Genomic DNA, 26,721 nt, shown 5'->3' with positions numbered 1-26,721 from the left:
AGTAGCGATGAGGGAAGAGGGGCGATCGAATCGCGCGTCAGTCCCTATTTCGCTACTCCCCATTCGCCCATTTCACTTCTTCACCGTCTTGGCATTGCCCTTTGCCGCCACCGGCGGCGGCGTCACCTTCTTCACCGGCTTCTGGGCCTCGGCCTCGCCGGCATTCGAGAGATCCTCGATCAGCTTGGTCACGCGCGCGGCGTTGCTGCCAATGTCGGACTCGAAATAGCGCGAGGCGGAGCGGACATCGATGCGGGAGTCCTCGCCGTCCGGCTGGATGCGGATCGAGATGTCCTCGCGGAAGCCCATGATCGGCGTGCGGGCGACGGCCTCGATGCGGCCGACCCGGCGTGGCGGCTGCGGCGCGCGCTCGTCGACCACGAACCATTTGCGGCGATTGACCAGCTTCAGCGCGATCGCGTAGGCGCGATCCGGCGGCAGCTCGATCTGCACCGGCTCGATGTCGGGATAGAACTTCTGCTGCTGCTCGGCCGAATACAGCCCGGCATAGACCGCCGTGTTGGTGCCGTCGCCGTTGCGCAACGGCGCCAGCGCCTCGAAGCGCGGCGGATCGATCGGGTCGGTGGTGATGTCGTAGATCTTCGGCAGCTTGCGGTATTGGAGCGCGAGATAGGCCGGATAGGCCAGCACCACGGCATCGATCAGAAACGCGAGCAGCACCCGGCTCATGCCGCGGCTGCCGTTGCGCCAGATCGCGACGAAGGCGGCGAGCCCGAGCAGGATCGACAGCACGGCAAGGCCCAGCGCGCCGAAGAACGTCGCCAGCGCCGGCTTCATCTCGAGAAAGTCGAAGCGCAGGATCAGGATCGAGACCAGCACGGCGACGACGGAGAACACCGCCAGATTGCGGGTCCAGGTCGCGAGGCTGGAGGTCGGCTCCGACAGATAAGGGGCGTGAAACCTGCGGGCCATCGTGTCAGGAACTGCCGGGTTGGGCCATCGGCGTCGATCGCCGCCGCCGTCTCTTGAGACCATGGGGATGGCGCAAATTCAAGGGCTTTGCCAGCATCCCTGAGCTTCATGAGCGTCCTGGCACATCCCAGAGGCGCGACCTCCCACCTGATCGCGGCCGACGGATCGGCCGAATGAAAAACGGCCCCGCCATTTCTGGAGGGGCCGTTGGTGTTACGTCCGGCGCGGGGCCTCAGGCGGCTGCGTTCGGGAAGCGATACGCCTTGAACTGATCGCGCAGCGCCGTCTTCAGGATCTTGCCGGTCGCGGTGTGCGGGATGCCGTCGACGAAGGCGACGTCATCGGGCATCCACCACTTCGCGATCTTGCCTTCCATGTATTTCAGGATGTCCTCGCGCGTCGCGGTCTGGCCCTGCTTGAGCTGCACGATCAGAAGCGGCCGCTCGTCCCATTTCGGATGGTAGACGCCGATCACCGCGGCTTCCGCCACGGCCGGATGGCCGACTGCGAGATTCTCCAGGTCGATCGAGGAGATCCACTCGCCGCCGGACTTGATGACGTCCTTGGAACGGTCGGTGATGCGCATGAAGCCGTGGGCATCGACGGTGGCGACGTCGCCGGTGTCGAAGAAGCCCTCGCCGTCGAGGATGTTGGTGTCGACCTTGTAGTAGGCCTTCGACACCGCGGGACCCGAGACCTTGAGTCGGCCGAAGGTCTTGCCGTCCCACGGCAGCTCACCGCCGGCATCGTCGGTGATCTTCATCTCGACGCCGAACGGCGGGAAGCCCTGGGTCTGCAGGATGTCGAGCTTGGCGTCACCCGCGGCATCGAGGAACGGCGGCTTCAACGTGGCGAGCGTGCCGATCGGGCTCATCTCGGTCATGCCCCAGGCGTGGCGCACGCCGATGCCCATGTCGAGGAAGGCCTGGATCATCGAGCGCGGCATCGCCGAGCCGCCGCACACCACCATCTTCAGATGCGGCAGCGTGAGCTTGTGCGCCTGCATGTGCTGCAGCAGCATCAGCCACACCGTCGGCACGCCGGCGGTGTAGGTCACCTTCTCGGTGTCGAGCAGTTCGTAGACCGAGGCGCCGTCGAGCTTCGGGCCGGGCATCACCAGCTTGGTGCCCATCGAGGGCGCGGAGAATGCGATGCCCCAGCTGTTGGCATGGAACAGCGGAACCACCGGAAGCATTGTATCTGCGGCAGAGGTGCCGAGCGAATCCCGGGAATTGGCCATCAACGCATGCAACACGTTGGACCGATGCGAATACAGCACGCCCTTCGGGTCGCCGGTGGTGCCGGACGTGTAGCACATCGCGGCCGCGGTGTTCTCGTCGAAGCTGCCCCACTTGAAATCGCCATCGGCCTCGCCGATCCACGACTCATAGGCGACCGCGTTCTTCAGCGTCGTCTCCGGCATATGCGCGGCATCGGTGAGCACCACGTAGCGCTCGACGCTCGGCAGCTTGTCGGCGAGCTTTTCCAGCAGCGGCACGAAGGTCAGGTCGGTGATGACGATCCGGTCCTGCGCATGGTTGACGATCCAGGCGATCTGCTCCGGGAACAGGCGCGGATTGACCGTGTGACAGATCGCACCGATTCCCATAATGCCGTACCACACCTCGAGATGGCGGCCGGTATTCCAGGCGATGGTGGCGACGCGGTCGCCGAGCTTGATGCCGTCGCGCGTCAGTCTCTGTGACACCTTGAGCGCGCGGTCGTGGATTTGCCGATAGGTGGTGCGAACGATGGGGCCTTCGACGGAACGCGTCACGACCTCCTGGGAGCCGTGGATTGTCGCCGCATGCTCGATGATCCGGTGACAAAGCAGGGGCCAGTCTTGCATCAATCCAAGCATCAGGTCGTTCCTCCGGTGGTATTCGCTTTAGGCAGCGAGGGTCTTTTGGTCCGTTTCGTGAATTTTAGCGCGCGCCGCAGCGCGCGCAAATGGCCTTGTGCCGGCCACGAGGTCGCGCCGGGGGCAATGGTTAGCGCTGCCGCGGCAGCGCTCGCATTGAGCTGGCTCATGGCCGGCAGTCCGGCCGCCGCGCGCTCCCGGGACGCCGGCCCGCCGCACGCCCATGCCGGGCCGGACCACGCAGCGCGCCGCGATCATGCGATGACCACCATACCGCTGCCGCAGCCACGGCCCGCGACGGCGCCTGCGCGCGCCGGGACCAAGGCAGATGCGCCGGCTGATTCGGCCAAGGGCGAGCAGGATGCGCACGAGCCCGGCAAGGGGCCGAGCGAGACCAGCCGCGAGGCGAAGACCCCGGCGCCGCCGCAGCCCTCGGCCTGTCGCGTGGCGCTGACCGAGGAGATCGCGGTCGCGCCGTCGATTCCGCCGATCAAGGGCCCCGGCGCCTGTGGCGGCGACGATCTCGTCCGGCTCGAGGCGGTGGTGCTCCCGGACAAGCGGCGCGTGACGCTGACGCCGGCGGCGACCATGCGCTGCACGATGGCGGCTGCCGTGGCGAACTGGGTCCGCAGCGATCTGGCCCCGCTCGCCGCACGGCTGGGCAGCCCGATCGCCGCGCTGGACAATTACGATTCGTACCAATGCCGCGGCCGCAACAACGTCGCCGGCGCGCAGATGTCGGAGCACGGCCGCGCCAATGCGCTCGACGTGCGCGGCTTCAAGCTGGCGGACGGCCGCATGATCGAGCTCACCGACCGCACGCAGCCGCGCGACCTGCGGGAGACGGTGCTGCATTCGGTGTGCACTCATTTTGCCACCGTGCTCGGCCCGGATTCGGACTGGTATCACGAGGATCACATTCATCTCGATCTGGCCGAGCGGCGCAGCAATTACCGGATCTGCCAGTGGGACGTGCTCGATCCCCTGCCGAAGGTTGCGCCCCTGATGCCGGCCGTGCGGCCCGACGATGCGCCGCCGCGCGAGACGGCCGAGACCGAGGAGACCGGAAAGGGCGGGAAAGCGCCGGCCCGAACCGGATCAACGGGGACAGCGGAGGCGGAGAAGCACAAGGCCGAGCCGGCGCCCGGCGATGCGGCCGAGGCTGACGAGACCGAGCCTGTCGCGCCCGCGCCCACACCGCCGCCGGTGCATTCCAAGGGCGGCAAGAAGAAGCACAAGAGTCGGTCCTGAGCGCGGTGCAGGCTTCGACTGTCGAACGCGTGACGGGAGGACTGCGGGCGCGATCAGCGACGCTCCAAAACAAAAAGGCGCCGGATGACCGGCGCCTTTGAAAAGGATGCTAAACGCGTTTCTCGGCTTTTGATCGCGTGTTCGGCGACGCTTACTGCATCGCCGCGTAGGTGGCGCCGCCCTGCAGGGCCATCTGCGGCTTGTAGGGCGAATCGCCCTTCTTCGGATCCAGCACGACGACGATGGTGCCGACCTTGACCCGGTTATACAGATCGATCGCGTCCTCGTTGGTCAGGCGGATGCAGCCCGAGGAGATCGAGGCGCCGATATATTCCGGCTGGTTGGTGCCGTGGATGCGGAACAGCGTGTCCTTGCCGTTGGCATAGAGGTACATCGCGCGCGAGCCCATCGGATTGTCCGGACCGGCCGCCACGAAGGTCGGCACGCCCAGGCGCTCGATCTCGCTCTTGGTCGGATGCCAGGCCGGCCACTCGGTCATGGCGCCGACCTTGGCGATGCCCGACCAGGCCATGGCTTCCTCGCCGACGGTGATGCCGTAGCGGATCGCCTTGCCGTTATCGAGCACGTAATAGAGGTAGTGGGCATCGGAATCGACGACGATCGAGCCCGGCGCTTCCTTGCGGTGATAGTCGACGATCGCGCGACGATAAGGCTCGGCCACCGGCGTGTTGGTGTAGCGGATCTTGGCGAGCAGCTCCTTGTCCTTCGGCTTGAAGGCCTGGGCATTGGTCGCCTCATAGGTCGTGGCCTGCATGCAGCCCGAGAGCATCAGGCCGGCGGCCAGGAGTCCGAGTTTCACCTTCAGCGACATCTCACCAGTTCCAATTGATAGCTGACGTTGCGATGCGGCGACCACACCACCTCATCGCGATTCCGGTTGTCCCATTATCGTCAAAATCGATCTCGATTCCAGCCGATACACGCACAAGTCACGCTGCAGCGCCGCGATTGTTGCTTTTTTGTCGCAAGAATTCGGCCGGTCATCCACAGCTGTGCTCCGAATGGCACGTTTGTAAGCCCCATTCCGCCGCGCGGGGCAGTCCGGCGCGGCGGCGCGAAAAGCCGATGGACCGAACCGGAAAGCTGCGTCACAAGGCGGCAGCATCGTGGCGCTAAGCCGCCGACAACCACGTTTCGCGATTCGGAGTTTCGTTCATGTTCTCGGCGTTCGTCCCCTCCGAGTCCTCGCTCAAGAAGGCGGCGGTCGCCGATCTCCAGGCCTTGCCTGACAATGCGGTCTGGGTCGACCTGGTGAATCCGAGCAATGCCGAGGATCGGGCGGTCGAACAACTGGCCGGGATCGCGGTGCCGACGCGGGAAGACATGCAGGAGATCGAGATCTCCAGCCGTCTCTACATCGAGAACGGCGCCCGCTACATGACCGCCACCCTGATGTGTCACTCCGACACCGACATGCCCAGGACCACGGCGGTGACCTTCATCCTCTCCGGTCACCGCCTGGTGACGGTCCGCTACGATCAGCCGCGGCCGTTCGCGGTGGTCGAGGCCAAGCTGGCCCGCAGCTGCGCGCCGGGCATCACCGGCGAGATGGTGCTGATGGAGCTGCTCGACGCCGTCATCGACCGCTGCGCCGACATCCTCGAGAAGGTCGGGGCGGACATCGACCAGGTCAGCCACGAGATCTTTGAGCCCAACAACGAGCGCCACGGTCACGCCAAGCAGTATTCGCAGATCCTGATCGCGATCGGCCGCAAGGGTGATTTGACCTCAAAAGTGCGCGAAAGCCTCGTCTCGATCGGCCGCCTCGTCACCTTCCTGTCGGCCGTGGTCGAGGGCGTGAAGTGGTCGAAGGACATGCGCGAGCAGCTCAAGACCATGCAGCGCGACGTCGCGTCGCTGACGGATCACGCGTCCTATCTCGCCAGCAAGATCACCTTCGTGCTCGACGCGATGCTCGGCGTCGTCAACCTCGAGCAGAACAACATCATCAAGCTGTTCTCGGTCATGGCCGTCGTGCTGATGCCGCCGACCTTGATCGCCTCGATCTACGGCATGAACTTCAAGATGATGCCGGAGCTCGAATGGGCGCACGGCTATCCGATGGCGCTGGTGCTGATGCTGATCTGCGCGATCGTTCCGTACTACATCTTCAAGCTCAAGAAGTGGCTGTAGCGCAGTCGCGTTCAGCGAGCAGCTCGACGTTTCTGTTTTTCAAAATGACGAATCTCGTCGCTGCCGCATCGCGCGCCGCCTCACTCACGCCGCCTTGTTAGGATCGGGATCAACGCTCCGCGTCGTTTGATTCGCGCGGCAATCGGTATGCCGTTATGCACTTCAGGTGTCACAACTCACGCGCTGCAAGCGGAGCAGGAATGAGTTGTTAGGCCGGCTGCAACGCCGCTGCAAAGCCGCCTCAATTCCTCAGGTAAAATTTGACGGGAACACTGAACGTTTGATCGAAACTTCTCTGCGATAAGTCTGAGCGTGAGCATGACATGAACTCAGCGCATTCGCGCATGGCATGCAAGGCAGAGCTCGAGGCGCGTTCATCCGCGCCGGTGGCCAAGAGGCGGCAATGGTTGAGAAACGCATAACGGCATCGAACAACGTGATCGAGCTCGCCAACTACCAGCGCAGCCGCGCGGATATCGTGGTGGCTCACGCGTTGTCCCCGCGCACCTGCCGCTATTGCGGCGCCGAGCTGGAGGATGACGAGCGCGAGGATGATTGCTCGAGTGCCCTGAACGTCGAAACCGACCGCCTGCGCTGGCGTGCCGCGCAGATCCTGCGCGGCCTGGTGTGCGAGGGCTGAACGGAAAGGCTGAACGGATCGTTCGACCAGCCGGCCCTCCGGCAGGTCCTGCCGAGCGAACGAACCGACATGCGAAACAAGGTGAGCGCTCCCTCATGGGAGCGCTTTTCGTTTGTGGCGCCGACGGATCGGGCGCTGCTTGCCAGCGGCGTTAATCGCGCCTTCGCGGATCCATCCTGGAATCGTCGAGCGAAGCAAGCCGCCGTGAACCACGCCGGGAGGCGGCGCGCCCCGTGGCCGATCTGGTCAGACGTGCTGGCCGCCGTTGATGTGGATCTCGGCGCCGTTCACGTAGGAGCTGGTCTCCGTGCACAGCACGTAGATGATCTTGGCGACCTCGTCGGGCGTGCCGAGACGCTGCATCGGGATCTGCTCCTGCACGATCTTCTCGGTGCCGGGCGACAGGATCGAGGTGTCGATCTCGCCTGGCGCGATCGAATTGACGCGCACGCCGACGCGGCCGAAATCGGAGGCCATCTCGCGGGTCAGCGCCGCGAGCGCGGCCTTCGACGTCGCATAGGCGGCGCCGGCGAACGGATGCACGCGCGAGCCGGCGATCGAGGTGACGTTGACGACGGACCCCTTGGCGGCCTTCAGCTCCTTGATCAGGCCGCGCGCCATCATGATGGGCGCGAAGAAGTTGACGCGGAAGACGTGATTCCAGGTGTCGAGGTCGGTGTCGACGGTGCCGAGCCGCGCGCCGCCCGATCCCTTCGGCGAGATCGCGGCGTTGTTGACCAGTGCGTGCAGTTCGCCGCCATCGATGCGCTGCTTGATCTCGTCGATCGCGCGCAGGGTGTCCTGCGGATCGGAGAGGTCGACCTGGACGTGGTCCTCGGGGCCTGCTCCCCACGGGCATTCCTCGGGAAACGGATGCCGCGAGCAGGTGAGCACGCGCCAGCCCGCGGACGAGAAGCGGATCACCGTCGCGTGGCCGATGCCGCGACTGGCGCCGGTCAGCAGCATCGTGCGCCGCGGCTGGTTGGTGGAGTTCGGCATGGATTGGGTCTCTCACGATCCCTGGGGGATCAGCTTACCACATGGGTTGCATGTTCGGTGCGTGATTCCTGCGCACCGAGATCGAGCTTGGCGTCGAGGCGGACGTGACGAGGCGGCGCGGTCGCAACGCGCTTACGGATACATCCTCACCTTGGACCACGGCTGGCCGCCGGCCTCGCGGCGGAATTCGATGCGATCGTGCAGGCGGAAGGGCCGGTCGTGCCAGAACTCCATCCGCAGCGGCGTGATCCGCCAGCCGGTCCAGCCCGGCGGGCGCGGCACGTCGCCGATGATGTATTGGGTCGCGACCTTGGCGATCGCCTGCTCGAACGCGAACCGGCTCTCCAGCGGCTGCGACTGCTTGCTGGCCCAGGCGCCAAGCTGCGCCTGTTTCGGCCGGGTGGCGAAATAGGCATCCGCCTCCGCGTCAGTCACCGGCGTCACCAGTCCGCGGATGCGCACCTGCCGGCGCAGCGACTTCCAATGAAACAGCAGTGCAGCCTTCGGATTGGCGGCAAGCTCCTGGCCCTTCTGGCTGGCCTTGTGGCTGTAGAAGACGAAGCCGTCTTCGTCATAGCCCTTCATCAGCACCATGCGCACGTCCGGCAGGCCGCTGTCGTCGACCGTCGACAGCGCCATCGCATTCGGATCGTTCGGCTCGCTCTTGGTGGCCTCGGCAAACCACGCGGCAAACAGGGCAAACGGCTCGCCGGCCTCGGTGAAATCCGCCGATGTACCGGATGTTAAGGTTGTCTGGTGTTTGATGCTCGTGGGGTCGGTCATGTCTTTGGGGAGTCCGAGTTTTGCGTTCACCCGCGGCCAAGCGCGTGCAAGTCGAGTCTGGTCCGGTCCTATATAGGGCATCGGTCCGGCTTGGCCTATCCGCGATCGGTCATGCCGGCACCGCTTTGACACTCATTCTAATCGGCTTGTCCGGCGGCGGCTGCAGCCTGTCGCGGCCCGATACGGCGTTCGCCAAGATGGAGGATGCGGAGGTCACCGGCGCGATCAGCCCCCCGCCCGAGCGCGAGCCGACCGAGGGCGATCTTGCCTTTGCCCGGAACGCGGCTTCGGATGTGCTGACCAAGGGGACGAAGGATTCCAGCCAGCCCTGGCAGAATCCGCAGACTGGCGCCCGCGGCTCGGTGACGCCGATCGCGCAGTCCTACACCGGTGAGAAGGGCCGCGTTTGCCGGGATTTCCTGGCGAGCTATGTCAACGGCAAGACCGAGCGGTGGCTGCAGGGCTCGGCCTGCCGGATCGAGCGGGGGCGATGGGACATCCAGACGCTCAAACCGTGGCAGCAAAGCTAGCGGGACCACGCCAGAGCCCGTTGCAAAAATACAACGGACTCCCCAGATGAAATGCAAAGCGGGCGGGGAGCCCATAGGTTAGTATCTGACTTTCTGTAAGGAGACGTGACGGATGCGCGACCCCTATGAGGTCTTGGGGGTGCCGCGAAGCGCCAGCGCTGCGGCCATCAAGAGCGCCTATCGCAAGCTCGCCAAGAAGCATCATCCCGACAGCAACAAGGATGACCCGAAGGCATCGGCCAGGTTTGCCGAGATCAATTCGGCCAACGAGATCCTGGGCGATGAGGACAAGCGCAAGCAGTTCGATCGCGGGGAGATCGACGCCGAGGGCAAGCCGCGCTTCCAGGGCTTTCCGGGCGGCGGCGCCGGCCGTGGCGGTCCGGGCGGCGGCTTCGAGAATTACACCTTCCGTAGCGGCGGCGGCCCTGGCGGCGGCTTCGGCGGCGGCGGTGGCTTCGAGGACATTCTGAACAGCATGTTCGGCGGTGCCGGCGCTCGCGGTGCGCGCGGCGGCGGCAGCCCGTTCGATTTCGACAGCGGCGGTGTCGGCGTCGATCTGGACCTGAAGGTCCAGATGTCGGTGTCGCTGGAAGAGTCCGTCAAGGGCGGCGAGAAGCGCGTGCGTCTGCCGTCGGGCAAGGAGCTCAACGTCAAGGTTCCGGCCGGCGTCACCGCGGGCCAGCAGATCCGGCTGAAGGGGCAGGGCGAGAGCGCGCCGGGTCATCGGCCCGGCGATCTCCTGATCACGATCCAGATCGCGCCGCATCCGTTCTTCAAGGTCGAGGGCAGCGACGTCAGGCTCGATCTGCCGATCACGCTGTATGAGGCCGTGCTGGGCGCCAAGGTGCGCGCGCCGACTCTCGGCAGCGCGGTCGAGCTTTCGATCCCGAAGAACACCTCCAGCGGCCGGACCTTCCGGCTGAAGGGCAAGGGCCTGCCGAAGGCTGACGGCTCGGCGGGCGATCTCTTCATCACCACCCGGATCGTGCTGCCCGACGGCAACGACGCCGAGCTCGAGGCGCTGATGACCAAGTGGCGCGACAAGCACCCCTACAATCCGCGTAGCAATCTGTCGTAATCCGCGATGCCACTTTCAAACCTCTCCCCGCCCTTTGCGGAGAGAGGTCGGATGGCGCAGCCATCCGGGGCATGGCACATACGCCGCCCGAAGCGGGGTGTCTCGGAGTCACGCGGTGCGTGACGTGAGCGCTGCCAGTGGTCGCAAAGAGCGGAAAAAGTGCGGCCTCGAAAGGGGGACCAGCGCGGTACAAAACCCCAGTCGAGGCCGCTTCCGTGTCGATCGGCGGATCGAACACTCCTCATTTTTTCGTGAAGTTTCGGAGCGATAATGAGACGCAGCAGTGGCCCGATTCCAGATTTTCGGTGACGGAATTGGGGCTGCTACTTCAGCGTGTCATGTGTCCAATTGAGGCGAGTGCGCGCGCGCTCTGTGACCGGGCGCGATCATCTCGGTAATCGCCTGACAAGATCATACAAATTGCTCCCGCCGCCAACACCGCGGTGATCAGGTACGGCGCCGCCGCTAGCCGCCCGCCCGTTCGGACTGGTCATAAACAAGGCGTGCAACCTGGGTGAGACGGGTCCGGTCGCTGCTGCCGCTGACGACATAGCTGACGCCGCGCTCCGCCCAGGCGAGCGCGGACATATTGCCCTGTGCCGTGTAGCGCATCTGGGCTGCCTCAATACCGACCTTGGTTGCGTAGATCGTGAAGCGTTCGCCGGACGGGCTCTCGTACATCAGGAACGAGGCCGGACCGCTCGGCCCCGGCAACAGCCGGCCACCGACCAGCTTCAAGCCGGTACCCTCCAGCTCCGGCGCCTGCACGGTGCGGCCGCAGCGGCGCGTCAGCCATTGCTGTAGGTGGGCCTTCTCGTCGCCGGGAACCTCGACCGGATGGCGCACTTCCACCACGTAGAGCCGGTGCGCATCCAGTGCTTCGCCCGCAAGGTTCTGCAGCAGAGCGGGCGAGGACGCCGCCCCGCGAGCGAACCAGCCGACCGCGCCGCCGACAGCAAAGGCTGCGACACTCGCCGCCATCGCCCCGATAATCCAGCGCCGCGGTCGCCGGTCGAGGCGGTCGAGATCGAGCCGCGGCGGCACCGGCTCGTTGGCGACCGAATCGTAGCGGGCATGCAGCGCCTCGGCCATGCCGCGCCAGGAGGCCACCCGTTCGGCGTCCGCCGGATGCGTGGCCAGCCAGCGCTCGACGTCGCTGCGGCGCTCCGCCGGCAACTCGTTGTCGACATAGGCGTGCAGCTCGTCTTCGGTGACGGGAATGGTCGGCTCGGTCATCATCGTGATCTCGTTGCAGTCGTGCGACCGCCCAGAAGCGCGGCCGCCGCGGCGGTTCGCAGGCGAACGCGGTCGCGCGGCTTTTGTGCGGTGATTTCAGCGGTCATTTCACCCTCCGCAGCGCCGGGCGCTCGCCTTCGAGCACGGCGCGGACATGGGCCCGGGCACGCGCGAGGCGCGACATCACGGTGCCGATCGGCACGCCCTGAATGTCCGCCACCTCGCGGTAGCTCATGCCTTCGAGCACCACCAGGAGCAGCACGGCGCGCTGCTCCTCGACCAGCGTGGCGAGCGCGCGTGCGATGTCGCGGCCCTCGGCCTCGGTACCGCTGGCGTCGGGATTGTCGTCCTGCAGCGGCATGAAGTGCGGCCGCCGGGCCAGTGAGCGCCGGCGGTTCTTGTTCAGGTTGGTCAGGATCGTGTACAGCCAGCTGCGGAGATCGCCGCCCAGGAACAGTCGTTCGGAGCGCAGCGCCCGTACCAGGGTGTCCTGAACCAGTTCGTCGGCCGCGTCGATGTCGCGCGTCAGCGCCCGGGCGTAGCGACGTAGTGCCGGAATCATGGCTTCGACGCTCTGGCGGAACGCGTTCATGGATTGCCTTGCGGACTTGCCTTGCGGACGTTCGACGTTCAGGCAGGAACCGGGGCCGCAACCGCGCCCTGCACAGACCATAACACCATGATGACGCGCCTATTCCGGCGCCGGCCGAGCCTGCCCGGAGTTTGCCACAGAGCGGGGCGAATGGGGCTGTACCGGGCCAGACCGGTGGTGTACGTCCAGTCCTTAATAATCAGTTCGATGGGAAGCCGCATGGCGCAGATTTCAGGTTTGATGCAGGGCAAGCGCGGGGTCGTCCTCGGCGTGGCCAACAACCGCTCGATCGCCTGGGGCATCGCCAAGGCTGCGCGCGCCGCCGGCGCAGAGATTGCGCTGACCTACCAGGGCGACGCGCTGAAGAAGCGCGTCGAGCCGCTCGCCGCCGAGCTCGGCGGCCTCGTGCTCGGCCATTGCGACGTGACCGATCCCGCGACCATCGACGCCGTGTTCGACGTGCTCAAGGAGAAGTGGGGCAAGATCGATTTCGTCGTCCATGCCATCGCGTTCTCCGACAAGGACCAGCTCGACGGCCGCTATATCGAGACCACGCAGGACAATTTCTCCAAGAGCATGCTGATCAGCTGCTACTCGCTGACCGCGGTCGCGCAGCGCGCCGAGAAGCTGATGACCGACGGCGGCTCGATCATCACGCTCACCTATTACGGCGCCGAGAAGTGGATGCCGCATTACAACGTGATGGGCGTGGCCAAGGCTGCGTTGGAGGCCAGCGTGCGCTACCTCGCCGCCGATCTCGGCGAGAAGAACATCCGCGTCAACGCGGTCTCGGCCGGTCCGATCAAGACGCTGGCGGCGTCGGGCATCGGCGATTTCCGCTATATCCTGAAGTGGAACGAGTACAACGCGCCGCTGCGGCGGACCGTGACCATCGACGAGGTCGGCGACAGCGCGCTGTATCTGTTGTCCGACCTGTCGCGTGGCGTCACCGGCGAGGTGCACCACGTCGATTCCGGCTATCACGTGGTCGGCATGAAGCGGCCCGACGCCCCCGACATCTCGCTCAGCAACTCCGCCGGCGGCAAGGAATAGAATTTTACCTGCGATGCCCCGGCCCACGATCTACTACATCCGCCACGGCGAGACGGAATGGAACGCGCTCGGAAGGCTGCAGGGCACGCAGGACATTCCGCTGAACGCGCTCGGGCGCGTGCAGGCCGTCCAGGCCGGCAATATCCTCAGCGAACTGGTGGCGCGGAACGGCCATGACGCAGGACGCCTGCCTTACGTTGCAAGCCCCCTGATCCGCGCCCGCGCGACGATGGAGCTGGTGCGCGGGGCCTTGAAGCTGCCGGTGGCCGATTATGCGCTCGACGCGCGGCTGCGCGAGATCGGCTACGGCAAATGGGAGGGGGCGACCCTGCCGGAGATGCAGGCCGCTGACCCCGTGTTCTACGCCAGGCGCCTGACCGAGAAATGGACCCTGGCACCGGAGGGCGGCGAGACCTATGCCGATGTCGAGCGCCGGGTGCGCGAGTGGTATGACGGCCTGACCGGCGATATCGTCGCGGTGGCCCATGGCGGCACCGCGCGGGCGCTGATGGTCGCCCTCGGCTTCGAAACGCCCAGCCGCGCCGTTGACCTGCCGATCCAGCAGGGCGCGGTCTATGTGTTCGGCGAGAGCGGGTTCGAAAAGTTCAGCTGATTGCTGGCTTGCGTCATTCCGGGGCAGCCCGCAGGGCTGAACCCGGAATCTCGAGGTGAGTCCGACAAGCCTGAGATCCCGGGTTCGATGCTATCGCATCGCCCCGGAATGACGCAGGACTGTCTGGTTTGACCCCCTGCGCCTGCCGAGATACCACGTTGGCCATCAACATCCGCGTTAACAGTTCATCTTCGGCGGCTCGCAGCTCATGTCCTTCAACACCTTCGGCCACATGTTCCGCGTCACCACCTTCGGCGAGAGCCATGGCGTGGCCATCGGCTGCGTGGTCGATGGCTGCCCGCCGCGGATTCCGCTGGAGGCCGCCGAGATCCAGACCGATCTCGACCGCCGCCGCCCGGGCCAGTCGCGCTTCACCACCCAGCGCCAGGAACCGGACCAGGTGAAGATCCTGTCTGGCGTGATGGCCGATCCCGACACGGGCGCGCAGGTCACCACGGGCACGCCGGTCGCGCTGTTGATCGAGAATACCGACCAGCGCTCCAAGGACTATTCCGAGATCAAGGACAAGTTTCGCCCGGGCCATGCCGACTTCACCTATGAGGCGAAGTACGGCCTGCGCGACTATCGCGGCGGCGGCCGTTCCTCGGCGCGCGAGACCGCCACGCGCGTTGCGGCCGGCGCCATCGCGCGCAAGATCATCGCCGGCGTCAAGGTCCGCGGCGCGCTGGTGCAGATGGGGCCGCACAAGATCAACCGTGACAATTGGGACTGGGACGAGATCGCGCGCAATCCGTTCTTCTGCCCGGACAAGGACAAGGCGGCGTTCTTCGAGGACTATCTCGACGGTATCCGAAAGTCAGGCTCGTCGATCGGCGCGGTGCTGGAGATCACCGCCGAGGGCGTGCCGGCCGGGCTCGGCGCGCCGCTCTACGGCAAGCTCGATGCCGATCTCGCCGCGGCGATGATGAGCATCAACGCGGTCAAGGGCGTCGAGATCGGCGCCGGCTTCGCGGCTGCCGAACTCACCGGCGAGGAGAATGCCGACGAGATGCGCTCGGCCAATGACGGCACGCGGTTCCTGTCCAACCATGCCGGCGGCATCCTCGGCGGCATCGCCACCGGACAGCCGATCGTGGTGCGCTTCGCGGTCAAGCCGACCTCGTCGATCCTGACCCCGCGCCAGACCGTCGACCGCGCCGGCCACGAGACGGAGATCCTGACCAAGGGCCGTCACGACCCCTGCGTCGGCATCCGCGCCGTGCCGGTGGGCGAGGCGATGATGGCCTGCGTGCTCGCCGACCACCTGCTGCGCCATCGCGGCCAGGTCGGGTAGCGGCTCGAGCCGGTCGCAATTTGTCGCTGCGCCTGTTTGCTGTTGTCACACGGCTCGCCTAAGCTGAGCCATGGACTATTCGAAGCTGCAGGACATCCGGGAATGGCTGGTCGACGGCGCGCGCTCCACGGCGACGCCGAGCGAGATGATGGACCAGTTCTGCACGCGGCTGGTGGACCTCGGCATTCCCTTGTGGCGGGTCGGTGTGTTCGTCCGCACCCTGCATCCCGACATCGCCGGCCGGAGCTTCATCTGGCGTCCGGGGGCGGAGGTCGAGATGGGCACCGTCGCGTTCGGTTTCGAAAGCAGCCCGACTTATCTCAACAGTCCGCTGGCGCTCGTGTTCGAGAACGGGGTCGAGTTCAGGGCCGATCCCCGTGATCCGCAAGCTGAGCGTTTCCCGATCCTGATGGATCTGCGCGCCGAAGGGGTCACCGACTATGTCAGCCTGCCGCTGACCTTCATCGACCGGGCGATCCATGCAGCGAGCTGGACCACCAGGGATCCTGACGGTTTCGCCGAGGAGCATCTCGGCGCCATCCGGTCGCTGATCCCGGCCTTGGCGCGCTACACCGAGATCGTCACGCTGCGCCGGACCGCCTCCATGCTGCTCGACACCTATGTCGGCAACAGCGCCGGCGAGCTCATCCTCGGCGGCCAGATCCGCCGCGGTCACACCGATACGCTGGATGCGGCGATCTGGCTGTCGGACCTGCGCGGCTTCACGGCGCTGTCGGACCGGCTGCCGGCCGAGGACGTCGTCGAGATACTCAACCGCTATTTCGACTGCCAGGTCGAGCCGATCCGGGAGCAGGGCGGCGAGGTGCTGAAGTTCATGGGCGACGGCCTGCTCGCCGTGTTCCCGATCCGCAAGCAGGGCGGCGATCCGACGGAGGTCTGCACCCGGGTGCTCGAGGCGGCCCGTACTGCGCGCCAGCGCGTCGACGCCCTGGAATATCGCACGGCTGAGGCCGCCGAACACTTCCGCTTTGGCGTGGCGCTGCATGTCGGCCCGCTGCTCTATGGCAATATTGGCGGCGGCAACCGGCTCGACTTCACCTGCATCGGCCCCGCCGTCAATCTCGCGGCGCGCCTGGAGAAGATCGCGGCAAGGCTGAAGCGCACGGTGGTCGCCTCCGAGGCCTTTGCCGGCGCCAGTCCCGCGCCCAAGTCCGATCTCTGGACCGATCTCGGCGAATTCCCGATCGCGGGCTTCTCGACCGAACAACGCGTGTTCGGGTTGCGCGAAGAAGATGCTCAGGTCTCGGGCTCGGTGGTGAACAGCAGCGGATAGCCCTTGGCGCGGCCAGCATCGGTGGCGCGCGTCGCCTTGGTCTCGGCGACGTCCCGGGTGAACACGGCAACCACGCAGACGCCGAGCTTATGCGCCGTGATCATGACCTTGTAGGCCTGGTCCTCGGTCATGCGGAATTCGGCCTTCAGGATCATCACCACGAAATCGCGCGGCGTGAAGTCGTCGTTGACGAGGATGACCTTGTAGAGCCGCGGACGCTCGGTCTTGGTGCGCGTTCTCGTCTTCGGCTTGGTGACGGCATCGTTCATGGACGGTCGCGCCTGTGTTCCTGATGCGGCAGTGCCGCCACAATACAGCCTCCCGCCGTTCCGGGAAACCACGGGCCGCAGGGTCTTTGGGCGAAGGGCGCACGCCGCTTGGCTAACATCCGGGCAACTCCGGGGACTAACCGGAATGTGAATGGATGCACGCGTTCGCGCTTTGCGCGACGCGGATTGCATGTCACCATCATGTCACGCGATTGGAGGGCAGCTCATGCGCTGGTGGATCTCGATCGGTGTGGCGTGTCTGGCGGGCGCGTTGGCGAGCGGCGATGTCGCCACTGTCGCGGCGGCACCGGGCGGCAAGTCCGCTCAGCAACTGAGCGAGAAGGAAGCCTCCGTCGACGTCGAGCTGATCCTGGCCGTCGACGTCTCCTACTCGATGGACCTCGACGAGCTCGCGATCCAGCGTGAAGGCTACGCCCAGGCGCTGAGCTCCCGCGAGTTCCTGCAAGCGCTGAAGAACGGCGTGCACGGCCGCATTGCCGTCACCTATTTCGAATGGGCCGCCTCGAGCGACCAGAAGATCATCATTCCCTGGCGGCTGATCGACGGACCGGAAACCGCCGATGCCGTCGCCGCCGAGATCATGAAGACGCCGATCCGGCGCGCGTCGCGCACCTCGATCTCTGGGGCGATCTACTTCGCGATGCCGATGTTCGACGACAATCCGTATCGTGGCCTGCGCCGCGTCATCGACATCTCCGGCGACGGTCCCAACAACAACGGTCCGCCGGTCACGATCGCCCGTGACGAGGCGGTCAACAAGGGTATCACCATCAACGGCCTGCCGATCATGGTCAAGGAGCCATCCTACTCGACGATGGATATCGAGAACCTCGATCTCTACTACAAGGATTGCGTCACCGGCGGCCGCGGCTCGTTCGTGGTCACGATCAAGAGCCGCGACGAGTTCAAGGACGCCATCCGCACCAAGCTCTTGATGGAGGTCGCCGGCCGCCAGCCGCCGCCGCGCATCGTTCCCATCGCCGACGACCCCAAGGAGCAGCCGCGCGTCTCCTGCCTGATCGGCGAGAAGATCTGGCAGGATCGCTGGGGACGGTGAGCGGCTCCCGCAGGTCGCGCCGTCAGTCCGGCGCGTCCCGGGGCGTGAGCCTCATCAGGTCGGTTTCGAGCGCGCGTAGGCCGTCGATCGCGGCGCTCAGGGCGCCGCTGCCGATCGCCTGCCAGATCAGCTCCACACGCGCCATCAGATCAGTCACCGTCAGAGGCAGCGTCGCGGCTTCCGCGAGCGCGGCTTTTTCATTGATCAGATAGCGCGCATTGCGGGCAAACAGCACCTGGGCGGCGCAGGCGAGCGCACGATAGGCGCATCCGGCGACATGGGTGCGATCGCCGCGCGCGACGGCCAGTGCCGCATTGTCGATGCTGAAGCCGATCTCCCATTGGAAGCGCCCAATGATCGCGGCGGCCAGACGGGACGGATAGGGCGTGCAGCGTGTCTTCAGCACGGCCAACCGTCGCGACGGGTCGTGCAGCACGCGGCACAGCGCGACCTCGCCCATCCAGATCGCCGACACGAAGCCATGCGGATGGCCGGGCTGATAGTCGATCTCGATCCGTCCGTTCCGGCAGTCGTCGATGACCCGATCGACCGCGTCGATCGGCCGATACAGCAGGTCGACCTTCACTCCGTCGATCTGGAGCCAGCCGCCGCCGACGATCCATGGCCCCCAGCCGCCGACCTCCGTCAGCTCGACCGGCCGGGATTGGCCAACGAGGCGCCGCACGGCCGTGCGCAGGGCGGTGACATCGAGCGCCGCGCCAGGGGCGATGTACAGCCCGATGTCGTAGTCGGAGCCGGCGCCTGCCGTGCCGCGTGCGCGCGAGCCGCCAAGCGCGATGGCGCCCAGACCCGGCACAGCGGCCAGTGCGTCGACGATCCGTGTGAGCAACGGCTCCTGCATGCGCGCCTCCGGTCCTGAAGGTAGCTCGATATTGTGTGGACAACGCCGCAAGTACTCCACCACAGCTCGCCTGTGGCTGTTGGGCCACAGCCAGGCAAAAACCAGGAGTTGCAGATCGCCAAAGCTCTCTTTGCCACCGTGCCGCCGCGATTGGGCCGCGACCATGACCGGGTAAGGCGGAGGCGCACAGAACATGCGTATCAACGACCGGACAGAAGGTCCTGGCAAGCACGACAGGCGCGATGCAGCGCTTCGGGGCAGCCGCGCGGAGTACATGCGCCTGTGGGCGCGGCTCGCGTTCGTATCTGTGGCGGCGGCGTCTCTCGCCGCCTGCGCGCAGTCGCCGGCGGTGCGGCAGGCCCGCTTCGCTGCGCCGGCCAGGCAGGCCGCCGTCGAACTCCCGCGCCCGGCGGAACGGGCGGAGACCGCGCCGGCCTCGGTGGTTCGGGTCCGGCATGCCGAGCCCGCTTCGTCGCCGGAACGCACGGCGTCGTCGGGTCTCGCCAGCTATTATTCGGAGGGCCGCAAGACCGCGAGCGGCGAGCGCTTCGATCCTTCCGAGCTCACGGCCGCGCATCGCAGCCTGCCGTTCGGCACGCGTCTCCAGGTCACCAACGTCAAGACCGGCCGCTCGGTGGTGGTGCGCGTCAACGATCGCGGCCCTTTCGTGCACGGGCGCGTGGTCGACGTGTCCTACTCGGCCGCCCAGGCGCTCGGCATGATCAACACGGGTGTCGCGCCGGTGAAGGTGAGTGTGGTGAGGTAGCTGTTCGCAGGCGGTGGTCTGCGCGGTCAGAACAGAAAAAGAGCTGCGGGTTGGCGATCACGTTGGCCGATGGATGGCTCGGCGCGGGCGACGAACCGAGTTCTCCATCACGAGCGACGCTGCGCTCCCTCTCCCCGTTCTTCACGGGGAGAGGGCTGGGGTGAGGGGCAGCCGCACGGGCGGTCTAAGCCTGCGCACCAAGCAGTCGCGAAGCTTAGAACTCCATCTGAGATGGGGATTCTGTTGAGCAAGATTCGGGCCTACGACGAAGATTTCCCGTGCCGCTGCCCCTCACCCCGACCCTCTCCCCGTGAAGAACGGGGAGAGGGAACGCACCGTTCGGGACGGATGACCTCGGCGCTTAACTAATTAATCCGCTTCACCGCACCAGCTTCGCCACCAGCTCCACATGCGGCGTATGTTTGAACTGGTCGACCGGCACCACGGTCTCCAGCCTGTAGCCGCCGTCGATCAGCATCCGCACGTCCCGCGCGAACGTCGTGACGTTGCAGGACACCGCGACGATCACCGGCACCTTGCTTGATGCAAGCTGCTTCGCCTGCGCCTGCGCGCCCTGGCGTGGCGGATCGAATACGACGGCGTCGATATCGCGCAATTCGGGCGGCATCAGCGGGCGGCGGAACAGGTCGCGCGCCTCGGCCTTGATGGGCTTCAAGCCCGGCGTGCCGGCGGCCTTCTGCAGCGCTGCGATCGAGCCGGCGTCATTGTCCATCGCGATGACGCGCGCGCGCGCGGCGATCCGCAGCGCGAACGGGCCGACGCCGCAGAACAGGTCGGCGACATGCTTGGTCTTGCCGATGCGCTCCAGCACCAGCTGCGCCAGCGTCTCCTCGCCCTGTACGGTGGCCTGCAGGAACGAGCCGGGCGGCAGGGTCACCTGCGCCGTGCCCATCGTCACCACAGGCGGATTGCGCATCAGCACCAGCTCGCCATGGCGCGTGAGCCGCGCCAGCCGGTGCTTCTCCGCGATGAGCGACAGCGACGCGATGCGCGGCGGCGGCAGTGGCCCGGAGCCGCGGATGTCGACGTCGAGGCCATTGATCGTCGCGGTCGCCTGGATGTCGAGCGGCTTGCCCGTGGGCTTCAGCGCCTCCGCGAGCGCCCATGCCGCTTCCAGCGCGCCGTCGAGCGCCGGATCGAGGATGGGGCAGCGGTCGATCGGGACGATCTCGTGGCTGTTTGCCGCCGAGAAGCCGACCCGGAGAATGTCGTGGGTGCCCATGCGCGCGTGAAACGTCGCGCGCCGCCGGCCGGCGCCGTGCGCGTCGATGAGATCGGCGACCTCGCAATCGACCTTGGCCGCGCGCAAGGTCTCGACGACGATGTTGCGCTTCCATTGCCGGTAGGGCTCCGGCGCCCAGTGCTGGATCGCGCAGCCGCCGCACACGCCGAAATGCGCGCAGAACGGCGCGATCCGGTCGGCGCTCTCTGTCTCCACGGCCAGCAGCTTGCGGCGGTCCGGATGGCCGGCAATGGCGGCAGCCTCCACCGTCTCGCCGGCCAGCGTGTAGGGCACGTACAGCGCCTCGCCGGATGACAGCGACACGCCGTCGCCGCGGTGGCCGACATGGTCGATGACGAGACGCTCAACCATGGCGCCGTGCTCCCAGGAAGAATTCGGCGTTGCCGTCGCCGCCCTTGATGGAGGATGGGAAGATCTCGATGTCACTGCAGCCGAGCGAGGCCGCGTAGGCGGCGATGTCGTCGCACACGGTTTGATGCACGCCGGCATCCTTGATGATGCCGCCTTTGCCGTGCGCGCCCTTGGCCTCGAATTGCGGCTTGATCAGTGCCAGCAGGCTCATCGGCGATGCCGCGAGCGTCAGCGCCACCGGCAGCACGGCCTTCAGCGAGATGAAGCTGCAATCGATCACGACCACGTCCGGACGCTGCGGCAGCCGCTTGCCCTCGTAGCTGCGGATGTCGGTCTGCTCCATCGAGACGATCTTCGGATGGTTGCGCAGCGACGGATGCAGCTGGTCGCGGCCGACATCGATCGCGAACACGACCGCCGCGCCATTGGCGAGCAGCACCTCGGTGAATCCGCCGGTGGAGGCGCCGACATCGAGGCAGACATGGTCCTCGACCTCGATGCCATAATGCTCCAGCGCCGCCGCCAGTTTGACGCCGCCGCGCGACACCCAGGGATGCGCCGGCTCGGCCTGAACGACGGCATCGATCGGAATGGTCTCGGACGCTTTCACCACCTGCTTGTCATTGGCAAACACCAGCCCCGCCTCGATCGCCGCCTGCGCCCGCGCGCGGCTCTCGAACAGGCCGCGTTCGACGAGGAGGATATCAGCGCGTTTGCGGGCAGGGGGCATTTGTCTGATCGATGGTCATGAGTTGTGAAGGCGGCGCGTCAAATTCAGTGTCGTCCCGGGCAAGCTCCAATGCGCATCGCGCGTGGGAAGCGCCGATCCGGGATTCATAACCACAGGACGTAGTTCGTAGGAAGCTGGCAACTACGCATGTGCTCAACACGACGTCCTGTGGTTATGGGTCCCGGCGTTCGCCGGGACGACAGCTGAGGGTGCCGCAAGATCGTGCCACACAACGAGCCTCGTAGGGTGGGCAAAGGCGCGTGTAACGCTCTCGCCACAAGCTCGTATCGCAATCGACGCGCCGTGCCCACCATGTTGACCGAGGCTGCGGATGGATGGTGGGCACGCGTCGCCGTCGGCGCCGCTTTGCCTACCCTACGACTCCGCGCCCAGCCGCCGGGCGGCCAGCCTCACGCATTCCTCGAACGCCGTGAGATCATGCCAGACATCCGCCGGCCGGTCGCGCGGCAGCACCAGCGGATGGCCGTGCAGATCGAGCGCATGGATCATCATCAGATTGTCGGGCAGGCCGAAATCCTCCACCGTCAGGCCTTCGGCATCGACCAGCCGGCCGTCCTGCTTCGTGATCGTCGAGAAGCGTCCGACCCGCTCGGAATAGAGGCCCGGGTCATTGCAGTAGCCGAAACACAGCTTGCCGCGGCCGGCCATGTAGCCGAGTTCATAGACCGTGCCGGCATCGGCGCCGGGGCCGCGGAACGGCGTGAGATTGGCGATGATGGCATCGGACATGTCCATCATCGCCTCGTTGCCGCGAAAGATCGCGAGCGAGGCGTCGGCGGCGTGTAGATCGACGGTATTGTCCATCGGGTAAAGCCCGGCGAGGCCGTGGCTTTCACAGATGCTGACCTTCCGTCGGCCGATCGCGATCGGGTCGGACAGAAAAACCTCCGGTCCTGCGAGGTAAATCTTCATTTCGCGTCCAGCTCAGGTTAGTATCGCGGCGTATCGTGAAAGCTTGCAGTCCGAGGTCGTCGATGACCGGATTCACTTCTGCAGAACGGCTTTCGATCTATACCCATCTGCGCACGTTCGAAAGCGACTTTGACAAGTCGCAGAGTCAGATCCGCTCGATCTGCTCGGCCTGGACAGCGGCCGTGCTCGGCGCCATCGGGCTGATTACCGTCAACGCCTTCACGCCGCCGCCCGCCGTCGATATCACGAGCCGTGCCGAGCATCTCGCCTATCTGCGCGCGCTCGTCTGCATGATCGGCAGCGCAGGCGTTTTCGCGTTCTGGTTCATCGACCAGCGGGTGTATCAGCGGCTGCTGCATTCGGCCTTTGCTTACGGGCTGTTCCTGGAGCTCAAGCACCCGGATCTTCCCCAACTGCGTTCGAGCCTGTTCATAGCCAATCTCGATATCACCAGCGGCCTGTCATGGTTCTACCGCATGCAGTTCTGGATCATGCTGGCGATCTCGGCCGTTTTCGTGCTGCAGCCGTTCTCGATCGATCTTGGACCGGTCCCGCGGGGCATCAAGACGCTGACGGAAATTCATCTGCTCGCGGTCATCGTCGGCGAGGTCACGAGCAGAACCTGGCCGTCTCTGCGCAAGATCATCCAGGATCTCTATCCGGATCTCTGGGCTGTGCTGCCCGCGCGGAAGCCACCATGGTGGCGGGAGCATGTCTGGCCGCTTCCGTCTCCGGATGACGATGAGGAGCGGCGGGCGCGCTGGAAGCAGCGAGTCGCTTCGATGCCGGCGCCACCAGCGCCGGCTGTCGTCTAGCGCATCAGGTGCGCGATCGAAGCGTTCACAAGGCCATCAACCTGAAGTCCCGGCCCGACGCCTGCGGGCTTGGGGACTTCAGATGGGAGTGCAAGCCCGCCTCAGGCGAGCTTGACGGCCTCGGCCGCGTAGTCCTTGCCGAGCGCTTCGAACACCTTGCGGACGATGCCCTTGGCGTCGAGCCCGGCGCGGGCGTACATCGCCGCCGGCGTGTCGTGGTCCTGGAACTCGTCGGGCAGCACCATCGTGCGCATCTTCAGGCCGCCGTCGAGCATGCCCTGGTCGGAGAGGTACTGCATCACGTGCGAGCCGAAGCCGCCGATCGAGCCTTCCTCGATGGTGATCAGGATCTCGTGCTCGCGGGCGAGCTTCAGCACCAGCTCCTCGTCGAGCGGCTTCATGAAGCGCGCGTCGGCGATCGAGGCGGAGAGGCCGTGAGCGGCGAGCTCGTCGGCCGCCTTCTCGCACTCGGCCAGACGGGTGCCGAAGGAGAGCAGGGCGACCTGCTTGCCCTGGCGGATCATGCGGCCCTTGCCGATCGGCAGGGGCACGCCGACTTCCGGCATCTCGACGCCGCGGCCTTCGCCGCGCGGATAGCGCACCGAGCTCGGACGGTCGTCGATCGCGACCTGCGTCGCCACCATGTGCACCAGCTCGGCCTCGTCGGACGCGGCCATGATGACCATGTTCGGCAGGCAGCCGAGATAGGCGTTGTCGAACGAGCCGGCATGGGTGGCGCCGTCGGCGCCGACCAGTCCGGCGCGGTCGATGGCGAAGCGGACCGGCAGCGACTGGATGCAGACGTCATGCACGATCTGGTCGTAGCCGCGCTGCAGGAAGGTCGAATAGATCGCGCAGAACGGCTTGTAGCCTTCGGCGGCGAGACCCGCGGCGAAGGTCACCGCGTGCTGCTCGGCAATGCCGACGTCGAAGGTGCGCTTCGGGAAGGCCTTGGCGAAGATGTCGATGCCGGTGCCCGAGGGCATGGCGGCGGTGATGCCGACGACCTTGTCGTCCTTCTCAGCTTCCTTGACCAGGCTCTGGCCGAACACGTTCTGATAGGCAGGGGCGTTGGGCTTGGCCTTGGCCTGGGTGCCGGTGGCGATGTCGAACTTGGCCACCGCGTGATATTTGTCGGCGGCGGCTTCCGCCGGCGAGTAGCCCTTGCCCTTCTGAGTCACGACGTGGACCAGGATCGGGCCGGTCTCCATGTCGCGGACGTTCTTCAGTACGGGCAGCAGATGGTCGAGGTTATGACCATCGATCGGGCCGACATAATAGAAGCCGAGCTCCTCGAACAGCGTGCCGCCGTCCATCATGAAGCCGCGGGAATATTCCTCGACGCGGCTGGCGCGGTTGGCGATCACCTTCGGCAGATGCTGGCCGAGCTGCTTGGCTGCATCGCGCAGCGTGCGATAGGTCTTGCCCGAGTAGAGGCGCGACAGATAGGCCGACATCGCGCCGACCGGCGGGGCGATCGACATGTCGTTGTCGTTGAGGATCACGATGAGGCGCGAGTTCATCGCGCCGGCATTGTTCATGGCCTCATAGGCCATGCCGGCGGACATCGCGCCGTCGCCGATCACCGCGATCACGTTGTTCTTGCCGCCGGAGAGGTCGCGGGCGACGGCCATGCCGAGGCCGGCGGAGATCGAGGTCGAGGAGTGCGCGGCGCCGAACGGATCGTAATCGCTCTCGGCGCGCTTGGTGAAGCCGGACAGGCCGCCACCGGTGCGCAAAGTGCGGATACGGTCGCGGCGCCCGGTCAGGATCTTGTGCGGGTAGGCCTGGTGGCCGACGTCCCAGATCAGACGGTCGCGCGGCGTGTCGAACACGTAATGGATGGCCGTGGTCAGCTCGACCACGCCGAGACCCGCGCCGAAATGACCGCCGGTCACCGAGACCGCGTCGATCGTCTCCTGGCGCAGTTCGTCGGCGACCTGCCGGACCTGCTCGACCTTCAGCCGGCGCAGATCTTCCGGAGTCTTGATGGTGTCGAGAAGCGGCGTTTTACTAAATGTGGTCACGGTGACATTCCAATTTTGCAGGTCGGGTTCAAGGGCCGACGTCTGAGAGGTTCATCGTAACGGGCGGCGAAACCTGGGGTCTCGAAGATTACATCCGCGCGGATCGAGGCCGCCGACCGGACACTAGCCGGCTTTTGGATCGATCTCGGTGATGTAAGTCACTCTTGGTTGCCTTGCCGTCCTCGTTTGTCGCCCAAGATCGCCAAGTCGTTCAGCCAACTCAGTTTTGCTAGCTTTTGCAAATGCTTAGTTCCATCCCTCTGAAGGGAAAGAGCATTTCCAAAAACCCGCAGTTCCGAGAAGCTTTACACCAAAGCGCGTCTTAAAGCCAACCCGGCGCAAGATGGCAAGCCCGCAAACGGTACCTTCGCGCGACAACACAACCGCAGCGACAGGCGGTTTGTTCCATCGGGCTGCTCAAATCGGCAGCAGAAGCGTCTCCGGGATAAACCGGAGAAGTGCCCGCGGTCCAGCCTTTTTCCTGCAGTGCGGGACGGGCTGTCCTGACGATCGCGCGTGCGGCCGCAGGCGGAGCCATGCGCTGGCGGATGGGGACCGGTCCGCAAGCGATCATGAAGACGTCATACGCCTGCGGTGTTTCATTGATCCATCGTCACCGAAACGTAAAAGAACCGCGCGCGTAACACCTTGCGGTTCTGGCGCCTGACGCTCGCGGATCGAACGCCGGACCCTGTCGCCCCTCTGCTGTCTGCCCAGACCACCCCCGGCGGAACGGTGCTGCTGGGGCCGTGACCGAGAACAGGGCGCTTGACCGTCGGGCCAAACTTCGCGCGTTAGCGTTAATGGAAGAGATGCCCCACGCCCGCCGGCGACGATTGGGGTCGAGCCGCCTGCATCGCGTTTCGGCTGATCTGCACGATCGGGAGGCGGCAGGTGCCCGGACTGCATCGCCGCGGCCTGCGCCACGAAAAAAATTCCAGGCGGTATCCCGGCCTCGTGCGGGGCGGCCGTGAGCGGACTACTGCACGTCGAGCGGCGCGGTCCCGGTCGCCCGGCCGCTGGCGTCGGTGGTGATTTTCTCGACCCGGGCCTCGGCCTGGCGCAGCAATTCCTCGCAGCGGCGCTTCAGCGCCTCGCCGCGCTCGTAGATCGCCACCGACTCCTCCAGCGGCACCTTGCCGTCCTCAAGCCGTTTCACAATCGATTCCAGCTCCTCGATCGCGCGCTCGAACGACAGCTTCTTGACGTCGGTGACAGTGGTGTCCGCCATGCGGGTTCCCTGCAGATACACAACTCCGGGGCCGTGCTTTTACACTCCGTCCAGGGCTCTGTCAGGTCCCGACCGGGCAGATCG

26 protein-coding genes are annotated in these 26,721 nt (G+C 65.9%); 12 read left to right on the top strand and 14 right to left on the bottom strand.

The window, feature by feature from the left end:
• Nucleotides 1-72: 72 nt before the first annotated feature.
• Together ACQR1L_RS05525 and ACQR1L_RS05520 are read right to left on the bottom strand one after the other, a co-directional pair.
• Nucleotides 73-933, bottom strand: coding sequence for a DUF1499 domain-containing protein (locus tag ACQR1L_RS05525; RefSeq protein ID WP_434856919.1), 861 nt, complete (start codon nucleotides 931-933; stop codon nucleotides 73-75).
• 232 nt (nucleotides 934-1,165) lie between these two features.
• Nucleotides 1,166-2,794 (bottom strand): fatty-acid--CoA ligase, encoded by a 1,629-nt coding sequence (locus ACQR1L_RS05520; RefSeq protein ID WP_434856918.1) that lies wholly within the window; start codon nucleotides 2,792-2,794, stop codon nucleotides 1,166-1,168.
• A gap of 126 nt (nucleotides 2,795-2,920) precedes the next feature.
• On the opposite strand from ACQR1L_RS05520, the gene ACQR1L_RS05515 reads away from it, so the two are divergent.
• On the top strand, nucleotides 2,921-4,045 hold the full coding sequence (locus ACQR1L_RS05515; protein WP_434856917.1) for an extensin family protein: 1,125 nt from the start codon (nucleotides 2,921-2,923) through the stop codon (nucleotides 4,043-4,045).
• Between the two features lie 151 nt (nucleotides 4,046-4,196).
• On the opposite strand, the gene ACQR1L_RS05510 is transcribed toward ACQR1L_RS05515, so the two are convergent.
• On the bottom strand, nucleotides 4,197-4,877 hold the full coding sequence (locus ACQR1L_RS05510) for a L,D-transpeptidase (RefSeq protein ID WP_434856916.1): 681 nt from the start codon (nucleotides 4,875-4,877) through the stop codon (nucleotides 4,197-4,199).
• A gap of 344 nt (nucleotides 4,878-5,221) precedes the next feature.
• Between ACQR1L_RS05510 and ACQR1L_RS05505 the strand changes: the two genes are divergently transcribed.
• Together ACQR1L_RS05505 and ACQR1L_RS05500 are read left to right on the top strand one after the other, a co-directional pair.
• Nucleotides 5,222-6,199 carry a magnesium transporter CorA family protein gene (locus ACQR1L_RS05505; RefSeq protein ID WP_434856915.1) on the top strand — a complete coding sequence of 326 codons (978 nt, stop codon included), beginning with the start codon at nucleotides 5,222-5,224 and terminating at the stop codon, nucleotides 6,197-6,199.
• Between the two features lie 403 nt (nucleotides 6,200-6,602).
• Nucleotides 6,603-6,839 carry a hypothetical protein gene (locus tag ACQR1L_RS05500; protein WP_434856914.1) on the top strand — a complete coding sequence of 79 codons (237 nt, stop codon included), beginning with the start codon at nucleotides 6,603-6,605 and terminating at the stop codon, nucleotides 6,837-6,839.
• Between the two features lie 246 nt (nucleotides 6,840-7,085).
• Here ACQR1L_RS05500 and ACQR1L_RS05495 read toward each other — a convergent pair whose 3' ends face one another.
• Together ACQR1L_RS05495 and pdxH are read right to left on the bottom strand one after the other, a co-directional pair.
• Nucleotides 7,086-7,838 (bottom strand): SDR family NAD(P)-dependent oxidoreductase, encoded by a 753-nt coding sequence (locus ACQR1L_RS05495; protein WP_434856913.1) that lies wholly within the window; start codon nucleotides 7,836-7,838, stop codon nucleotides 7,086-7,088.
• 132 nt (nucleotides 7,839-7,970) lie between these two features.
• On the bottom strand, nucleotides 7,971-8,621 hold the full coding sequence (gene pdxH, locus ACQR1L_RS05490) for a pyridoxamine 5'-phosphate oxidase (protein WP_434856912.1): 651 nt from the start codon (nucleotides 8,619-8,621) through the stop codon (nucleotides 7,971-7,973).
• Between the two features lie 125 nt (nucleotides 8,622-8,746).
• Here pdxH and ACQR1L_RS05485 point away from each other — a divergent pair, with 125 nt between their 5' ends.
• Nucleotides 8,747-9,151 (top strand): RT0821/Lpp0805 family surface protein, encoded by a 405-nt coding sequence (locus ACQR1L_RS05485; RefSeq protein WP_434856911.1) that lies wholly within the window; start codon nucleotides 8,747-8,749, stop codon nucleotides 9,149-9,151.
• Between the two features lie 112 nt (nucleotides 9,152-9,263).
• Nucleotides 9,264-10,229, top strand: a complete 966-nt coding sequence (locus tag ACQR1L_RS05480) for a DnaJ C-terminal domain-containing protein (RefSeq protein ID WP_434856910.1) — start codon at nucleotides 9,264-9,266, stop codon at nucleotides 10,227-10,229.
• A gap of 465 nt (nucleotides 10,230-10,694) precedes the next feature.
• On the opposite strand, the gene ACQR1L_RS05475 is transcribed toward ACQR1L_RS05480, so the two are convergent.
• Entirely contained in the window at nucleotides 10,695-11,468 is a 774-nt protein-coding gene (locus tag ACQR1L_RS05475) for an anti-sigma factor family protein (RefSeq protein ID WP_434856909.1), read from the bottom strand.
• Between the two features lie 100 nt (nucleotides 11,469-11,568).
• Nucleotides 11,569-12,057 carry a sigma-70 family RNA polymerase sigma factor gene (locus ACQR1L_RS05470; RefSeq protein WP_434856908.1) on the bottom strand — a complete coding sequence of 163 codons (489 nt, stop codon included), beginning with the start codon at nucleotides 12,055-12,057 and terminating at the stop codon, nucleotides 11,569-11,571.
• A 219-nt stretch (nucleotides 12,058-12,276) separates the two neighbouring features.
• Between ACQR1L_RS05470 and fabI the strand changes: the two genes are divergently transcribed.
• From fabI to ACQR1L_RS05450, 4 genes are all read left to right on the top strand, one after another.
• Nucleotides 12,277-13,110, top strand: a complete 834-nt coding sequence (fabI, locus tag ACQR1L_RS05465) for an enoyl-ACP reductase FabI (protein ID WP_434856907.1) — start codon at nucleotides 12,277-12,279, stop codon at nucleotides 13,108-13,110.
• A gap of 13 nt (nucleotides 13,111-13,123) precedes the next feature.
• Nucleotides 13,124-13,723, top strand: a complete 600-nt coding sequence (locus ACQR1L_RS05460; protein ID WP_434856906.1) for a histidine phosphatase family protein — start codon at nucleotides 13,124-13,126, stop codon at nucleotides 13,721-13,723.
• A gap of 208 nt (nucleotides 13,724-13,931) precedes the next feature.
• Nucleotides 13,932-15,017 (top strand): chorismate synthase, encoded by a 1,086-nt coding sequence (aroC, locus tag ACQR1L_RS05455; RefSeq protein ID WP_434856905.1) that lies wholly within the window; start codon nucleotides 13,932-13,934, stop codon nucleotides 15,015-15,017.
• A gap of 70 nt (nucleotides 15,018-15,087) precedes the next feature.
• Nucleotides 15,088-16,311, top strand: a complete 1,224-nt coding sequence (locus ACQR1L_RS05450) for an adenylate/guanylate cyclase domain-containing protein (protein WP_434856904.1) — start codon at nucleotides 15,088-15,090, stop codon at nucleotides 16,309-16,311.
• Here the strand turns inward: ACQR1L_RS05450 and clpS are convergent.
• The gene (gene clpS, locus ACQR1L_RS05445) at nucleotides 16,275-16,580 is read right to left on the bottom strand and encodes an ATP-dependent Clp protease adapter ClpS (RefSeq protein ID WP_434856903.1); all 306 of its coding nucleotides are present in this window, start codon (nucleotides 16,578-16,580) and stop codon (nucleotides 16,275-16,277) included. The genes ACQR1L_RS05450 and clpS overlap by 37 nt on opposite strands.
• A 226-nt stretch (nucleotides 16,581-16,806) precedes the next feature.
• Here clpS and ACQR1L_RS05440 point away from each other — a divergent pair, with 226 nt between their 5' ends.
• On the top strand, nucleotides 16,807-17,658 hold the full coding sequence (locus tag ACQR1L_RS05440; protein ID WP_434856902.1) for a DUF1194 domain-containing protein: 852 nt from the start codon (nucleotides 16,807-16,809) through the stop codon (nucleotides 17,656-17,658).
• Nucleotides 17,659-17,680: 22 nt separating this feature from the next.
• Here the strand turns inward: ACQR1L_RS05440 and ACQR1L_RS05435 are convergent, their stop codons facing one another.
• On the bottom strand, nucleotides 17,681-18,685 hold the full coding sequence (locus ACQR1L_RS05435; protein WP_434856901.1) for a nucleotidyltransferase domain-containing protein: 1,005 nt from the start codon (nucleotides 18,683-18,685) through the stop codon (nucleotides 17,681-17,683).
• Nucleotides 18,686-18,794: 109 nt separating this feature from the next.
• Between ACQR1L_RS05435 and ACQR1L_RS05430 the strand changes: the two genes are divergently transcribed.
• The gene (locus tag ACQR1L_RS05430; protein ID WP_434857244.1) at nucleotides 18,795-19,286 is read left to right on the top strand and encodes a septal ring lytic transglycosylase RlpA family protein; all 492 of its coding nucleotides are present in this window, start codon (nucleotides 18,795-18,797) and stop codon (nucleotides 19,284-19,286) included.
• A 379-nt stretch (nucleotides 19,287-19,665) separates the two neighbouring features.
• On the opposite strand, the gene ACQR1L_RS05425 is transcribed toward ACQR1L_RS05430, so the two are convergent.
• The 3 genes from ACQR1L_RS05425 to ACQR1L_RS05415 form a co-directional block, all read right to left on the bottom strand.
• A complete protein-coding gene (locus tag ACQR1L_RS05425; protein ID WP_434856900.1) occupies nucleotides 19,666-20,901 on the bottom strand; it encodes a class I SAM-dependent RNA methyltransferase in 1,236 nt (411 codons plus the stop codon).
• Entirely contained in the window at nucleotides 20,894-21,631 is a 738-nt protein-coding gene (locus ACQR1L_RS05420) for a TlyA family RNA methyltransferase (RefSeq protein ID WP_434856899.1), read from the bottom strand. Before ACQR1L_RS05420 ends, ACQR1L_RS05425 begins: the two co-directional genes overlap by 8 nt.
• A gap of 375 nt (nucleotides 21,632-22,006) precedes the next feature.
• Nucleotides 22,007-22,564, bottom strand: a complete 558-nt coding sequence (locus ACQR1L_RS05415) for a nucleoside 2-deoxyribosyltransferase (RefSeq protein WP_434856898.1) — start codon at nucleotides 22,562-22,564, stop codon at nucleotides 22,007-22,009.
• 62 nt (nucleotides 22,565-22,626) lie between these two features.
• On the opposite strand from ACQR1L_RS05415, the gene ACQR1L_RS05410 reads away from it, so the two are divergent.
• The gene (locus ACQR1L_RS05410) at nucleotides 22,627-23,379 is read left to right on the top strand and encodes a hypothetical protein (RefSeq protein WP_434856897.1); all 753 of its coding nucleotides are present in this window, start codon (nucleotides 22,627-22,629) and stop codon (nucleotides 23,377-23,379) included.
• Between the two features lie 101 nt (nucleotides 23,380-23,480).
• Here the strand turns inward: ACQR1L_RS05410 and dxs are convergent, their stop codons facing one another.
• Nucleotides 23,481-25,406, bottom strand: coding sequence for a 1-deoxy-D-xylulose-5-phosphate synthase (dxs, locus tag ACQR1L_RS05405; RefSeq protein ID WP_434856896.1), 1,926 nt, complete (start codon nucleotides 25,404-25,406; stop codon nucleotides 23,481-23,483).
• Nucleotides 25,407-26,385: 979 nt separating this feature from the next.
• Nucleotides 26,386-26,637 (bottom strand): exodeoxyribonuclease VII small subunit, encoded by a 252-nt coding sequence (locus ACQR1L_RS05400; RefSeq protein WP_434856895.1) that lies wholly within the window; start codon nucleotides 26,635-26,637, stop codon nucleotides 26,386-26,388.
• Nucleotides 26,638-26,721 lie beyond the last annotated feature (84 nt).

Source organism: Bradyrhizobium sp. HKCCYLR20261, assembly GCF_051168435.1.
Taxonomy (GTDB): domain Bacteria; phylum Pseudomonadota; class Alphaproteobacteria; order Rhizobiales; family Xanthobacteraceae; genus Bradyrhizobium.
This window is presented reverse-complemented; position numbering and strand designations above follow the sequence as displayed.

Coding starts and splice junctions, on each gene's coding strand:
- ACQR1L_RS05525 (WP_434856919.1), bottom strand. CDS start 933: ATGGCCCGCAGGTTTCACGCCCCTTATCTGTCGGAGCCGACCTCCAGC.
- ACQR1L_RS05520 (WP_434856918.1), bottom strand. CDS start 2,794: ATGCTTGGATTGATGCAAGACTGGCCCCTGCTTTGTCACCGGATCATC.
- ACQR1L_RS05515 (WP_434856917.1), top strand. CDS start 2,921: ATGGTTAGCGCTGCCGCGGCAGCGCTCGCATTGAGCTGGCTCATGGCC.
- ACQR1L_RS05510 (WP_434856916.1), bottom strand. CDS start 4,877: ATGTCGCTGAAGGTGAAACTCGGACTCCTGGCCGCCGGCCTGATGCTC.
- ACQR1L_RS05505 (WP_434856915.1), top strand. CDS start 5,222: ATGTTCTCGGCGTTCGTCCCCTCCGAGTCCTCGCTCAAGAAGGCGGCG.
- ACQR1L_RS05500 (WP_434856914.1), top strand. CDS start 6,603: ATGGTTGAGAAACGCATAACGGCATCGAACAACGTGATCGAGCTCGCC.
- ACQR1L_RS05495 (WP_434856913.1), bottom strand. CDS start 7,838: ATGCCGAACTCCACCAACCAGCCGCGGCGCACGATGCTGCTGACCGGC.
- pdxH (WP_434856912.1), bottom strand. CDS start 8,621: ATGACCGACCCCACGAGCATCAAACACCAGACAACCTTAACATCCGGT.
- ACQR1L_RS05480 (WP_434856910.1), top strand. CDS start 9,264: ATGCGCGACCCCTATGAGGTCTTGGGGGTGCCGCGAAGCGCCAGCGCT.
- ACQR1L_RS05475 (WP_434856909.1), bottom strand. CDS start 11,468: ATGATGACCGAGCCGACCATTCCCGTCACCGAAGACGAGCTGCACGCC.
- ACQR1L_RS05470 (WP_434856908.1), bottom strand. CDS start 12,057: ATGAACGCGTTCCGCCAGAGCGTCGAAGCCATGATTCCGGCACTACGT.
- fabI (WP_434856907.1), top strand. CDS start 12,277: ATGGCGCAGATTTCAGGTTTGATGCAGGGCAAGCGCGGGGTCGTCCTC.
- ACQR1L_RS05460 (WP_434856906.1), top strand. CDS start 13,124: ATGCCCCGGCCCACGATCTACTACATCCGCCACGGCGAGACGGAATGG.
- aroC (WP_434856905.1), top strand. CDS start 13,932: ATGTCCTTCAACACCTTCGGCCACATGTTCCGCGTCACCACCTTCGGC.
- ACQR1L_RS05450 (WP_434856904.1), top strand. CDS start 15,088: ATGGACTATTCGAAGCTGCAGGACATCCGGGAATGGCTGGTCGACGGC.
- clpS (WP_434856903.1), bottom strand. CDS start 16,580: ATGAACGATGCCGTCACCAAGCCGAAGACGAGAACGCGCACCAAGACC.
- ACQR1L_RS05440 (WP_434856902.1), top strand. CDS start 16,807: ATGCGCTGGTGGATCTCGATCGGTGTGGCGTGTCTGGCGGGCGCGTTG.
- ACQR1L_RS05435 (WP_434856901.1), bottom strand. CDS start 18,685: ATGGTCGCGGCCCAATCGCGGCGGCACGGTGGCAAAGAGAGCTTTGGC.
- ACQR1L_RS05430 (WP_434857244.1), top strand. CDS start 18,795: ATGCGCCTGTGGGCGCGGCTCGCGTTCGTATCTGTGGCGGCGGCGTCT.
- ACQR1L_RS05425 (WP_434856900.1), bottom strand. CDS start 20,901: ATGGTTGAGCGTCTCGTCATCGACCATGTCGGCCACCGCGGCGACGGC.
- ACQR1L_RS05420 (WP_434856899.1), bottom strand. CDS start 21,631: ATGCCCCCTGCCCGCAAACGCGCTGATATCCTCCTCGTCGAACGCGGC.
- ACQR1L_RS05415 (WP_434856898.1), bottom strand. CDS start 22,564: ATGAAGATTTACCTCGCAGGACCGGAGGTTTTTCTGTCCGACCCGATC.
- ACQR1L_RS05410 (WP_434856897.1), top strand. CDS start 22,627: ATGACCGGATTCACTTCTGCAGAACGGCTTTCGATCTATACCCATCTG.
- ACQR1L_RS05400 (WP_434856895.1), bottom strand. CDS start 26,637: ATGGCGGACACCACTGTCACCGACGTCAAGAAGCTGTCGTTCGAGCGC.